Below are 12518 nucleotides of genomic sequence, written 5' to 3'. Positions count from 1 at the left end.
TTCTCTCAGACGCGCAGCAGATGAACATCGACAAGCGGACGCTTCTGAAGCTTGCGCCCCAGAGCACGACGCAGGGCCGTTTTGGCCGCATCCCGGAAGGCTGCATCGTCCTGACGCAGTTCATCGGGGATCTGATCGATAGAGTCGGCAAACTCTTCCTGAATCCGGATGCTTTCGGGATCGTCGGATTCCAGCAGGCCCGGCGCACTGATCTTGGGCTCACCAATGACATAACCTTCGTCATCGACGGCAAAACTCGCCAGCACGATGCCGTTGAACAGCATCTTGCGACGCGCAGCCAGAACACCACCCGTCATGGGCAGCAGACGACCCCCGTCCAAGGCCAGACGGCCCGTCGGCGCCGTATCAACAACCTTCACCTCACCCGGTGAAAGGTTCAGGATATCGCCGTCTTCCAGCAGGATCGGCTCGGAACCCATTTCATGCGCCAGCGCGGCATGAGCCGTCAGGTGACGCCATTCGCCGTGGGTCGGAATGCTGTATTTCGGACGGACAATCCGATAGAGCGTGCGAATGTCTTCGCTGGTGGCATGGCCGGACGTGTGGACCTTGGCGTCCTTGTCCGTCAGGACCGTCACGCCACGGCGCGACAGATTGTCCTGCACGGCCATAACGGCCTGCTCGTTGCCCGGGATCATCCGCGAACTGTAGATCACCGTATCACCCTCACCGAGGGCAATGTTCGGATGCGTGTCAGACGCAATTCGGGACAAGGCCGAGCGCGGCTCGCCCTGACTGCCCGTGATGATCATCAACAGGCTGTCATCATCCACATCCCGCGCGTCCTGCTCGGTCAGGAACGGCGGCAGGTCCTGAAAATAGCCGCATTCACGTGCGGCCGTCTCAAGGTTACGCAGCGAGCGTCCGACGATCATGACCACACGCCCCGACGCCTGAGCCGCCTTAGCGATGCTCTCGACACGTGCCACGTTACTGGCGAAGCACGTCACGGCGATGCGGCCTTCCAGCCCCATAATCAGATCCGTCAGGCCCTTGCGGACGTCTGCTTCGGATTCAGACTTACCGGGCTTGAGCACATTGGTGCTGTCACCGACCATAGCCAGAACGCCTTCGTCGCCCAGCTTGCCGAACGTCTCAAGATCCGTCACCGGGCCAACAAGCGGGTTCTCGTCCAGCTTCCAGTCACCCGTATGAACGATCAGGCCATGCGGCGTCCGCAGTGCCACAGCCTGAGCCTCGGCGACGGAATGCGTGACGGACACAAACTGAAGATCGAACGGTCCAACTTCAAAACGCGAAGCCGGACGAATGACATGGATCTTCACCTGATTGTTCAGATGCGCTTCCTGCAATTTGCGCCGCAGAACAGCCGCCGCAAACGGCGTTGCATAAACCGGGCAGCGCAGATACGGCCACAGATGCGCCACGGCACCCAGATGGTCTTCATGCGCGTGCGTAATCACCAGACCGCACAGGTCCCGAGCGCGATCCGCGATGAAGGTCGGGTCCGGCATTAGCACTTCGGCTTCGGGTGTGTCGTTGCCCGAAAATCCGATGCCGCAATCGATGGCAAGCCAGGTGTCGCGACCATTCTTTGTCAGGCAGTAGAGATTGAAATTCATGCCGATCTCGCCCGTCCCGCCCAAGGGCAGGAAAGACAAACCGTCCGGTTTTTCCGTCATGATGGTTCCTTGCAGATACGATATAAAATTAAAACGTGAGTCATTGCCCAACGCCCTGCGGGCGCTCAGGGGAATAAGAAAGCGGCGGACCCGTGTTGCGGTCCGCCAGAAGGCGCAGGCCATCCAGCGTCAGATCGGGCGCCAGCACATCAAAAAGTGGCGTTCCCTCAGAGAACAGTGGAGCCAGACCGCCTGTTGCGATCACTGTTGGCTTTGCGTCCATTTCATCGGAAATACGACGGATCAGTCCCTCGACGAGGCCGACATAGCCCCAGAACAGACCGGAGCGCATCGCAACACTCGTATTGCGGCCAATCGCCGTGGAAGGACGGCCAATGCTCATGCGGGGCAATCGTGCGGCGGCCCGGTGTAGCGCGTCGATCGACAGGTTCACACCCGGAGCAATCGCCCCCCCACAGAACTGACCCGCCGTGTTGACCACATCGAATGTCGTCGCGGTACCGAAATCAACAACGATCAGGGGTGTGCCATAAAATTCACGGCCTGCCAGACCATTCAGACGCCGGTCCGCACCCAGTTCGTTCGGATTGTCCACAAGAACATCAATGCCCCAGTCCAGCCTTGCATTGGCGACAAGAGGCACGACATCCAGCCATTCACGACAGAAACGGCGCAGTTCATACAGCGCAACAGGAACCACGGTCCCGATAATGGCGCGACTGATCTTTGTCGCATCCAGACCGCGCCGGTCAAAAAGCGTCAGAAGCCAGGCAGCATATTCATCCGCCGTCCGTGCTTCGTTCGTCGAGATTCGCCATTGCCCGAGCCACGACTCTCCGTCGTGTACAGCGAACACGATGTTGGTGTTTCCAGCATCAATGACGAGAAGCACGTTGCGGTCCGGTCCTTCAGTCCAGCAGGATATCGCCGGTTACAACCGGAATGGTTTCACCGTTGGGAAGGGTGAGCAGCAGGCGTCCCTGCGCGTCGAGCCCTGAAAACGAACCTGTAATATAGGTTTCACAACCCTGAACCGCAAGCCGCGACCCAACGGGGTGTGCGCGGGCCAGCCAGGCAGCCCGGACCGGTGCAAAGCCCTGCACCGCCAGAATGTTGGTCCAACGCTCGATCTGCGCGACCAGAATTTCGCCAAATGCCTTTGCGGATGGGGCAGCCGTTTTTTCGGAAAGCGCGGCGAGACGGCGACCGGGGATCTCGGGAGCCTGCGTCAGATTGGCGCCGATTCCCACGACAACCCACGGCCTGCCCTGTGGTCCGCCCGTCTCGATCAGGACACCAGCCATCTTCCGGCCATCCAACAGCAGATCATTGGGCCACTTCACCATGAAAGGCGTCGGCCCCACAGCGGCAGGACAGAAATGCGCGGCCGTCTCGTAAAGAGCCACTGCAGTGAGGAATGGAAGAGCTTCTATGAACGGCATAGGCTCAGCAGGCCGGAACAGGAGAGAGATCGCAAGGTTTCCCCCCGGATCAGCCCAAGTTCGTCCGCGCGTACCACGGCCTGATGTCTGGGAAAAAGCTTGAATAGCCAGATATTCGGGCTCACCAGCCTCAGCTCTGATTTTGCACAGATCGGAAGTGGAGCCGAGCGTTTCATGGTATTCGAAACGCCAGTTCATGGCTGCATTGTATTCATAATGGTGGGCGATGACGGGATTGAACCGCCGACCCTCTCGGTGTAAACGAGACGCTCTACCGCTGAGCTAATCGCCCTCAGAATGTTTGTGAGGTCTATATACACGGTTCCGGATGGCGGTAAAGCCACCCGGAACCGTTTTGTGAGCTTTCTCAGCTCACGGCGTCCTTCAGACCCTTGCCCGGCTTGAAGCGGACAGAGGTGGATGCCGGAATGTCGATCTCTTCGCCCGTACGCGGGTTACGGCCCTTGGCGGCCTTACGCGTTGCGGTCACGAAGCTGCCGAAGCCGACGAGACGGACTTCCTGCTTCTTGGCAAGCGTCGCTTCGATCGTGCTGAACACCGCATCGACAACTTCGCTGGCCTTTGCCTTCGGAAGATCGGCAGCGTCTGCAACGGCGGCGATCAGTTCCTGCTTGTTGAGGGGCTTCTCCATGATGTGCCTTTCTGGTGTTAGAGCGCCTGAGCCGGGCTCAAATGAGTCCCTTCTGGCTCAGGCGCCTTGTTCGATCTGCGGCCGCACTATGAAGCGGATTTTTCCGGCGTCAACTGCCAGAATCGCAGAAGATCGTCCGTGTTAGTGGGGAAGTGCCTGCGGAGCCGCTTTATCCACCGTTATTTCACTGATGGGATCAACATTTTCATCCCATTCAATGGCTTCCGGCATACGAGTCAGCGCAATCTTGAGCACTTCGTCCACATGGCTCACGGGAATGATCTTGAGTGCGTGACGGACATTGTCCGGCACTTCCGCCAGATCCTTCTCGTTATCCGCGGGAATCAGGACCGTCTTGATCCCTGCCCGCAGGGCGGCCAGCAGCTTCTCCTTGAGCCCGCCGATCTCCAGAACCCTGCCCCTGAGGGTGATCTCACCCGTCATGGCCACATCCCTGCGGATGGGAATCTGCGTCATGATGCTCACCAGAGACGTCGCAAGCGCAATACCAGCGGACGGACCGTCCTTGGGCGTTGCCCCTTCTGGAAGATGGATATGGATATCCCTCTTCTCGAACAGGGGCGGCCGGATTCCGAATTCCTGAGCCCGCGAACGGACATAGGAGAGCGCAGCAGAAATACTTTCCTGCATAACTTCGCCAAGCTTGCCGGTCTGCTTGACGTTCCCCTTGCCGGGAACCATCACGCTTTCGATCGTCAGGATCTCGCCGCCAACCTGCGTCCAGGCCAGACCTGTCACGACGCCAACCATATCCTCCGTCTCAGTCTCACCGTGACGGAAACGACGGACACCCGCATATTTCTCAAGGTTTTTTGGCGTGATCTCGACATGCTTGACGCCGGTCGTGATGATTTCCTTGACCGTCTTGCGCGCCAGCTTGGCAAGTTCGCGCTCAAGATTTCGCACACCGGCTTCCCGGGTATAAGCCCGGATCAGTTCGCGGATCGTATCATCCGTGACCGTCCATTCATCTGGCTTGAGATTATGCGCCTCAGCCTGCTTGCCCAGAAGATGACGGCGCGCGATCTGCACTTTCTCATCTTCGGTATAGCCAGAGAGGTTAATGATCTCCATGCGATCCAGCAGCGGCTGGGGCATGTTCAGACTGTTGGCCGTCGTGACGAACATCACGTCCGACAGATCATAATCCACTTCAAGATAATGATCGGCAAACGTAGCGTTCTGTTCCGGATCCAGCACCTCAAGCAGCGCCGAAGACGGATCACCGCGCCAGTCAGCGCCCAGCTTGTCGATTTCATCAAGCAGAAAGAGCGGATTGGACGTCCGGGCCTTCTTCATGCCCTGAATGATCTTGCCTGGCATGGAGCCGATATATGTCCGCCGGTGGCCACGGATTTCGGATTCATCCCGAACGCCACCCAGTGACATACGGATGTAGTTCCGGCCGGTTGCTTTGGCGATGGAACGCGCCAGAGAGGTCTTGCCCACACCTGGAGGTCCGACAAGGCACAGGATCGGTCCTTTGAGCTTCTGCGAACGCGTCTGCACAGCCAGATATTCGAGAATACGTTCCTTGACCTTTTCCAGACCGTAATGCTCACCTTCGAGCACGTCTTCAGCATGCTGGAACTCGCGCGTGATCTTCGAGCGCTTCTTCCAGGGAATGCCCAGCAGCCAGTCCAGATAGTTGCGGACCACCGTGCTCTCGGCCGACATCGGGCTCATGCCACGCAGCTTCTTCAGCTCGGCATGAGCCTTTTCCTTGGCCTCCCGGCTCAGGCGGGTCTTGTTGATCTTCTCTTCAAGCTCGGAGTTTTCGTCCTTGCCATCCTCGCCCTCGCCGAGTTCCTTCTGGATCGCCTTAAGCTGCTCGTTCAGGTAATATTCGCGCTGGGTCTTTTCCATCTGCCGCTTCACGCGGTTGCGGATGCGCTTCTCGACCTGAAGAACGCCAATTTCCGTTTCGATATGAGCAAAAACCTGTTCCAGACGACGAGCGGGAGACGCCGTTTCCAGAATATCCTGCTTTTCGGAAATCTTGAGGTTCAGGTGGCTCGCAATTGTGTCGGCCAGCTTGGAAATCCCCTCGATCTGATTGATCGAGACCATGACTTCCGGCGGAATTTTCTTGTTGAGCTTGATATACTGCTCGAACTGCGAAACCGTTGAACGGCTCAATGCCTCGATCTCGCTTCCCGGAGCCGCATCCACGGCTTCCTCGGGAATTTCCTCGATCTCAGCCTCGAAATGTCCGTCCACATCGAACAGACGCGTGATATGCACACGGCGCGTCCCCTCGACAAGAACCTTGACGGTCCCATCCGGCAGCTTCAGAAGCTGTAGAATGGTCGAGACCGTACCATACCGGTAGATATCATCCACTGACGGATCGTCCAGAGAGACATCCTTTTGCGCTACAAGCAGGATCTGCTTGCTCTCACGCGTCACGGTCTCCAGCGCCTTCACCGACTTTTCACGCCCGACGAACAGCGGCACGATCATGTGAGGGAAGACCACGATATTGCGCAATGGCAGAACGGCCATCACATCGTGACGCACAGGCTCCTCAACGGCTTCCACAACAGCGGGTGCAGCAGCCTTGCGAGGCTTGCGAACGGCTTTCTTGGACACCGTTACGGGAGTTTCGGCAACAACCACGTCATCCGTCTTTTTTGTCCGGCGACGGGTTTTCGGCTTGGTATCGTCAGTCATTCACTTGATCTCCAGAGGGACGATCTTGCGATACCAACCTGCTTTGCAGCGTCGGTATCGCATCTCTTTCATGCCTGTGAGGCATGAATTGGGACAACCTCAGTCAGTTATGTCGAAACCCGAAGGCTCCGGCACAAGAGCCGAAACCATTTTTACGCAGACTGTTCGGCGGGCTCGGACTTACCTTTCCCATAAACATACACGGGCTGAGCCTTGCTTTCAGCCACTTCGCGGTTGATGACGACTTCCTCCACCCCTTCAAGGCCGGGAAGATCGAACATCGTGCCAAGCAGGATGTTTTCCAAGATTGAGCGCAGTCCACGCGCACCGGTTTTACGCTCAATGGCACGCTTGGCGATGGCAGCCAGTGCGTCTTCCGTGAAGGTCAGCTTGACGCCTTCCATCTCGAACAGACGGCCATACTGCTTCACCAGAGCATTTTTAGGCTTGCTCAGGATCTGGATCAGCGCGGCTTCATCCAGATCATTCAGCGCAGCAATGACCGGCAGACGGCCGATAAATTCGGGAATAAGGCCGAACTTCAGCAGATCTTCCGGCTCGACGCTCTGAAGGATGGCTCCCAGGCGTCGCTCGTCTTCGGAACGGACATCCGCGCCAAACCCGATCCCCGAACCCTTACCGCGGGCCGAGATGATCTTGTCCAGACCGGAGAACGCTCCACCACAGATGAAGAGCATATTGGTCGTATCGACCTGCAGGAACTCCTGCTGCGGATGCTTGCGACCACCCTGCGGCGGCACGGAAGCGACTGTGCCTTCCATGAGCTTCAGAAGCGCCTGCTGCACGCCCTCGCCCGACACGTCACGCGTGATGGAAGGATTGTCGGACTTGCGGGAAATCTTGTCGATTTCGTCGATATAGACGATGCCACGCTGCGCCCTGTCCACATTGTAATCGGCGGACTGGAGCAGTTTGAGAATGATGTTTTCCACGTCCTCACCGACATAACCGGCTTCGGTCAAGGTCGTGGCGTCGGCCATCGTGAAAGGAACGTCGAGAATACGGGCCAGAGTCTGGGCGAGCAGCGTTTTGCCCGAACCCGTCGGGCCAATCAGCAGGATGTTCGATTTCGCAATCTCGACATCGGTGCTTTTGGCGGCATGGGCGAGGCGCTTGTAGTGGTTGTGAACAGCCACGGAGAGCGCGCGCTTGGCCTCGAACTGACCAATCACATAATCGTCAAGAACCTTGCAGATTTCCTTGGGCGTCGGAACGCCGTCACGCGACTTCACGAGATGGGTCTTGTGCTCTTCACGGATGATATCCATGCACAGCTCGACACATTCATCGCAGATGAAGACCGTGGGACCCGCGATCAGCTTACGGACTTCGTGCTGGGATTTCCCACAGAACGAGCAATACAGGGTGTTCTTGGAATCGCCGGATTTGTTGCTCACTGCTGCTTCCTTTCCCTTACGCACGACATGGCCGCATTCACGCAGCAGACATGCGAAAGAACTTTAACTTTAGGCCGAGGTCAAAGCCTTCGGCAACCCCGGAGCCTGAAAGCCCCAAGACACGAAAAGCGGCACATCGGAATGCCGCTTTTCAGTTCCAAGAGGAGAACTGCTCCCCGTACTGGAAACGCCTTAGCTCGGGTCTGCGGTCGTCTCATGCGGATTACGCTCAACGACCTTGTCGATCAGGCCGAACTCACGGGCTTCATGCGCCGAAAGATAGCTGTCACGTTCGAGCTTCTGCTCGATCTGCTCCAGTGTCTGACCGGTATGCTCGCGATAAATCTCGTTCAGCCGCTGACGGATGATGAGAATTTCGCGGGCCTGGATCTCGATGTCCGAAGCCTGTCCCTGCGCACCGCCAGACGGCTGGTGGACCATCACGCGCGCATTCGGAAGGGCGTAACGATGCCCCTTCTCGCCACCTGCGAGCAGCAGTGACCCCATGGAGGCGGCCTGACCGATGCAGACCGTACTGACCGGGCAGCGGATGTACTGCATGGTGTCATAGATCGCGAGACCGGCGGAAACGACGCCGCCCGGGCTGTTGATATAAAACGAGATTTCCTTGGTAGGATTGACGCTCTCAAGATAGAGAAGCTGCGCGCAGATCAGGGAGGAAACCTGATCGTAAACGGGTCCGGTCAGGAAAATGATGCGCTCCTGAAGGAGACGCGAAAAGATGTCGAAAGCGCGCTCTCCGCGGGCAGTCTGCTCGACCACCATCGGCACCAGAGAGTTGCTCAACACCTCGAGGGGATCACGATCCCGAATGGCCATGCTGTCTGTTCCTCAATGCCCGATGGGCTTTCTTCTACTCCCTAACATGGACCCGACATGGCGTTCCGTCAAAGGGAGCAGGCAGGAAAAAACGGGCACCCCGAAGAGTGCCCGCTGGTTCCCACGCCGAAAGATCAGAGTTCGGCGGGCGGGATTTCTGCCAGTTCTTCCGGCGTCACGTCCTTGTCGGTGACGTCGGCCAGTTCGATCAGGTAATCGACGACCTTGTTTTCCAGAATCGGGCCACGGAGCCCTTCAACGGCCTGCGGGTTCTTGGAGAAGAACTCGAAAACCATCTGTTCCTGACCCGGATAACGCTGGGCTTCCTGCTGCATCGCACCCAGAAGCTCTTCACGGGAAACCTGGATTTCCTGCTTGCGGCCGATTTCAGCCAGCAGCAGACCCAGCTTCACGCGACGCTCGGCAATACGACGGTAGTCGGCCTTGAGGGTCTCTTCGTCCTTGCCAGCATCTTCCTCGTCCAGACGACCGGCCTTGCGGTCTTCCTCGACGCGGGCCCAGATCTGGTTGAACTCGGCGTCAACCATGCTGGACGGTGCTTCGAAGTCCGTCTTCTCGGACAGGGCATCCAGAAGATCGCGCTTGATGCGCAGACGCGAGAGCTGCTGGTATTCGCCTTCAGCCTGCTCGGTGATGATCTTGCGGATCTGTTCGAGGTTCTCGAAACCGATCGTCTTGGCAAGCTCGTCGTCGATGGCCGGATCAACGGCCTTCTTCAGGGACTTCGCCTTGATGTCGAAGGTCACGGCCTTGCCGGCCAGTTCTTCGGCCTGATAGTCGGCGGGGAACGTCACGTTGATGACGCGCTCTTCGCCAGCCTTCATGCCTTCCATCTGCTCGGCGAAGCCGGGGATGAAGCCTTCGCCACCGATTTCGACATTCACGTCGTCAGCCGTGCCGCCGTCGAACGGCGTGCCGTCCAGCTTGCCCACAAAGTCAACACAGACGACATCGCCCTGAGCGGCTGCGCGGTCTTCTTCGATCGTCTCGAACTTGCGGCTGCGACGGGCAACGTCGTTCAGGGCCTTCTCAACGGTCTCTTCGCTGACCTTGGCGCCAAGGCGCGTCAGCTTCAGGCCGGACAGGTCGGGAACTTCGATTTCCGGGAGAACTTCGGTCTCAACCTTGAATTCGAGATCCTTGCCGTCTTCGATGGCGGAAACCACTTCGACCTTCGGCTGCATCGCCGGGCGGACGTTCTGCTCTGCGAACAGCTTGGTCGTGGCATCGTTAATGACTTCTTCCAGCAGTTCCGCATTCACGGAATCGCTGTAACGCTGCTTGACGAGGGAGGCCGGCACCTTGCCCGGACGGAAGCCCGGAAGTTTGATCGTCTTGGCGACTTCAGCGAGTCGTGCATCGCGACGGGCCTGCAGGTCAGCAGACGGGACAACGACGGTGAAGGCGCGCTTAAGTCCTTCGTTGAGCGTGGGCGTAACCTGCATGAGCCAGGCGATCCTCTCGGTCGGTAGGTTGGTCAAATCTCTTTCTCGGGAAGCCGGGTTGGTGCGGGCGGAGGGACTTGAACCCCCACGACTTGCGCCACCAGAACCTAAATCTGGCGTGTCTACCAATTTCACCACGCCCGCAGCGCTCGGCTTCCTGGCTCGTGTTACCGAACCTCGGAAGCGCGGCCTTTAGCGCATGAAACGCGACTTCACAACAGGGGGCCGACCCCCTTTTTGCGTCCAGCCTCCTGCGCAAGGCGTGCGGCGGTGGCACGGGCCGTACCAAGAGGCAGGTCCAGATCTTCCGCCACAGGCCAGCCGCCATGGGCTTTCCCGGCCTCAATTCCGGCTTCTCCATGCAGCCAGACGCCTGCACAACAGCCTTCCCAGACGTCCATTCCCGCAGCGAGCAATGCAGCGATCACACCCGTCAGCGTATCTCCCGACCCTGCGGTCGCAAGGGCGGAAGACGCATGATTATTGATGGCAATCCGTCCGTCAGGGGCCGCGATAATGGTATCCGGCCCTTTCATGACAACGACGGTATCAAGGCGTTTTGCCGCCGCACGCGCCGCATCGAGGCGACTTCCTTCGACAGGCCCGAACAGTTTGCGAAACTCGCCGATATGAGGTGTGATGGCCGCAACGCCTTCCAGACGAGACAGATCCTGAGCGCCCCAAGCCAGCGCCCCGGCATCGGCGATCACCGTACGACCGGCCTCCAGAAGTTGCGGCAAGCTTGCTGCCACTTCATTTTCGGTCAGGCCGGGTCCGCAGATCCACACTTTGCGCCGAGCATCTTCCAGCAGTTCGGCAAGCGGTTCCGCGTCCACAACCAGACCGGAGTCACCGAGTCGGTAGGCTGGCGCGCCCTCGCCCGCTGAAATCCGGACCAACCCCGCGCCGCTTCGTCGGGCCGCTGCCGCTGCAAGACGGGTCGCGCCCGGCATCTGGGCCCCACCACACAGACTGACGACCCCGCGGCGATATTTGTAATCGCCCTCACCCGAGACCGGCAGGCTCCACAGGCCAGGCTCGTTATGTTGCACGGTCGGTTCAATTCCGTCCCAGGCAAACTCAGGCATCCCGATATCGGCACAGATCACCTCGCCACACAGCCCAGCGCCCGGTTGCAGGACGTGGCCGGGACGCGGGCGGACGAAAGTCACGGTGATGAGGCAGTCGCGCGCCCGACCCAGAATTTCACCCGACGCACCCGAAACGCCGCTGGGCATATCGATCGCCACGACCTGACGGGCGGCGGCCAGTACGGAGGCGACCTCGTCCGAAACCGGTCGCTTCAGTCCGGAACCGAAGACCGCATCCACCACCAGATCCGCCCGCTCCATTTCTTCAACCGAAAATGGAACCGTAAGGCCCGTCCATCGCGCAGCCATTTCCGCCGCCGGTGTTTCTGCCTTGAGGCAGGAGAGCACAGCCACACGGACCGGCCAGCCCTGACGCGCAAGATGGCGCGCAACCACATAACCATCACCGCCATTATTGCCCGGCCCGCAGGCGACGGTGACATGACAGGGCGAAAAACGGCTCTGGATCACTCGGGCAACAGCCCATCCGGCATTTTCCATCAGAAGCGTCGCGGGCAGAATGGTGGCCGCCGCCCGATCCATCCGGTCACTTTCGTCTGGAAGAAGCAGTGCAAAAGGATGTCGGGACATATCGGGGCAATCTCCTGCCGAACTCAGAACGCAAAGACCGAACCATATTTTACGGCGCGTGGTTTACGATGACACTGTTGCAATCACTCTGGCGCAAAGAGGGCTGCGTCGGGTATTCAGGGGAAACGTATTTCGGGAATGATCTTTCCCTCTCTTTCAATTTTCAACCCTGACGAGAATCAATGACAGGATCGATTATCTGGAGCCTAGTGCTCGCAATTCATGTGCTGTGCATGACTTACTGGGTTGGCGGGTCGATCTATTCGACCCTGGTTGTCCGCTCCACAGTCGGACTGCTTGATCCCGGCCCGCGCAATTCAGTTCTGCTTCAGGGCTATACACGCTTTTTCCGAGGGCTTTATCAGGTGGTGCCCTTTTCCCTGCTGAGCGGCTGGGGGCTGGTTTTTCATGAAGGTGGCTTTGGCGCCGTGGCCTGGCCCGTCAATGCAATGCAGCTTCTGGGGCTGGTCATGGCAGTGGTGTTCATCCTGACCGTTCAAGGGCCATTCCGTCGGGCACGCCGGGCCATGCGCCCCCAGCAGGCCCTGTTCGACACGCTGCGCAGCCGAACCGCGATCATGGCGGGACTGGGTGTTCTGACCATCCTTGTCGCAGCAATGGCACGCGGCATCTGAAATCGTATGCGATACGGCGCTTTTGTGGCCGTATCGCTTGCCATTTCTGCCATTTATCGATAAC

Annotated in this window: 10 protein-coding genes and 2 tRNA genes; 1 reads left to right on the top strand and 11 read right to left on the bottom strand. The window is 58.7% G+C overall.

What is annotated here, in order from left to right:
- Window positions 1–5: 5 nt before the first annotated feature.
- The 11 genes from JK213_RS06035 to JK213_RS05985 all read right to left on the bottom strand — a co-directional run bounded on the left by JK213_RS06035 (window position 6) and on the right by JK213_RS05985 (window position 11819).
- Window positions 6–1664: a ribonuclease J gene (locus JK213_RS06035; RefSeq protein ID WP_062029683.1), complete on the bottom strand. Its 1659-nt coding sequence runs from the start codon at window positions 1662–1664 to the stop codon at window positions 6–8.
- Window positions 1665–1704: 40 nt separating this feature from the next.
- On the bottom strand, window positions 1705–2517 hold the full coding sequence (locus JK213_RS06030) for a type III pantothenate kinase (protein WP_194262085.1): 813 nt from the start codon (window positions 2515–2517) through the stop codon (window positions 1705–1707).
- A gap of 16 nt (window positions 2518–2533) precedes the next feature.
- The gene (locus JK213_RS06025; protein ID WP_194262086.1) at window positions 2534–3265 is read right to left on the bottom strand and encodes a biotin--[acetyl-CoA-carboxylase] ligase; all 732 of its coding nucleotides are present in this window, start codon (window positions 3263–3265) and stop codon (window positions 2534–2536) included.
- 19 nt (window positions 3266–3284) lie between these two features.
- Window positions 3285–3359: transfer RNA gene (locus JK213_RS06020), tRNA-Val, on the bottom strand.
- A gap of 75 nt (window positions 3360–3434) precedes the next feature.
- Window positions 3435–3719: an HU family DNA-binding protein gene (locus JK213_RS06015; protein ID WP_011251684.1), complete on the bottom strand. Its 285-nt coding sequence runs from the start codon at window positions 3717–3719 to the stop codon at window positions 3435–3437.
- A gap of 141 nt (window positions 3720–3860) precedes the next feature.
- Window positions 3861–6413: an endopeptidase La gene (gene lon, locus JK213_RS06010; RefSeq protein WP_194262087.1), complete on the bottom strand. Its 2553-nt coding sequence runs from the start codon at window positions 6411–6413 to the stop codon at window positions 3861–3863.
- Window positions 6414–6565: 152 nt separating this feature from the next.
- Complete coding sequence (gene clpX, locus JK213_RS06005) at window positions 6566–7831, bottom strand: ATP-dependent Clp protease ATP-binding subunit ClpX (protein WP_194262088.1); 1266 nt, start codon at window positions 7829–7831, stop codon at window positions 6566–6568.
- A gap of 192 nt (window positions 7832–8023) precedes the next feature.
- Window positions 8024–8671, bottom strand: coding sequence for an ATP-dependent Clp protease proteolytic subunit (locus JK213_RS06000; protein ID WP_062029672.1), 648 nt, complete (start codon window positions 8669–8671; stop codon window positions 8024–8026).
- A 134-nt stretch (window positions 8672–8805) separates the two neighbouring features.
- Entirely contained in the window at window positions 8806–10137 is a 1332-nt protein-coding gene (gene tig / locus JK213_RS05995; RefSeq protein WP_194262089.1) for a trigger factor, read from the bottom strand.
- Window positions 10138–10196: 59 nt separating this feature from the next.
- Window positions 10197–10281, bottom strand: a tRNA-Leu gene (locus tag JK213_RS05990).
- A 68-nt stretch (window positions 10282–10349) separates the two neighbouring features.
- Window positions 10350–11819, bottom strand: coding sequence for an NAD(P)H-hydrate dehydratase (locus JK213_RS05985; protein ID WP_194262090.1), 1470 nt, complete (start codon window positions 11817–11819; stop codon window positions 10350–10352).
- A 182-nt stretch (window positions 11820–12001) separates the two neighbouring features.
- On the opposite strand from JK213_RS05985, the gene JK213_RS05980 reads away from it, so the two are divergent.
- Window positions 12002–12454, top strand: coding sequence for a hypothetical protein (locus JK213_RS05980; RefSeq protein WP_194262091.1), 453 nt, complete (start codon window positions 12002–12004; stop codon window positions 12452–12454).
- The last annotated feature ends 64 nt before the right edge of the window (window positions 12455–12518 follow it).

It is taken from the genome of Gluconobacter sp. Dm-44 (assembly GCF_018256175.1).
Classification (GTDB): Bacteria; Pseudomonadota; Alphaproteobacteria; order Acetobacterales; family Acetobacteraceae; genus Gluconobacter; species Gluconobacter cadivus.
Note: the sequence above shows the minus strand (reverse complement) of the source record. Positions and strands in the feature narration are given on the sequence as shown.

Coding starts and splice junctions, on each gene's coding strand:
- JK213_RS06035 (WP_062029683.1), bottom strand. CDS start 1,664: ATGACGGAAAAACCGGACGGTTTGTCTTTCCTGCCCTTGGGCGGGACG.
- JK213_RS06025 (WP_194262086.1), bottom strand. CDS start 3,265: ATGAACTGGCGTTTCGAATACCATGAAACGCTCGGCTCCACTTCCGAT.
- JK213_RS06015 (WP_011251684.1), bottom strand. CDS start 3,719: ATGGAGAAGCCCCTCAACAAGCAGGAACTGATCGCCGCCGTTGCAGAC.
- lon (WP_194262087.1), bottom strand. CDS start 6,413: ATGACTGACGATACCAAGCCGAAAACCCGTCGCCGGACAAAAAAGACG.
- JK213_RS06000 (WP_062029672.1), bottom strand. CDS start 8,671: ATGGCCATTCGGGATCGTGATCCCCTCGAGGTGTTGAGCAACTCTCTG.
- tig (WP_194262089.1), bottom strand. CDS start 10,137: ATGCAGGTTACGCCCACGCTCAACGAAGGACTTAAGCGCGCCTTCACC.
- JK213_RS05985 (WP_194262090.1), bottom strand. CDS start 11,819: ATGTCCCGACATCCTTTTGCACTGCTTCTTCCAGACGAAAGTGACCGG.
- JK213_RS05980 (WP_194262091.1), top strand. CDS start 12,002: ATGACAGGATCGATTATCTGGAGCCTAGTGCTCGCAATTCATGTGCTG.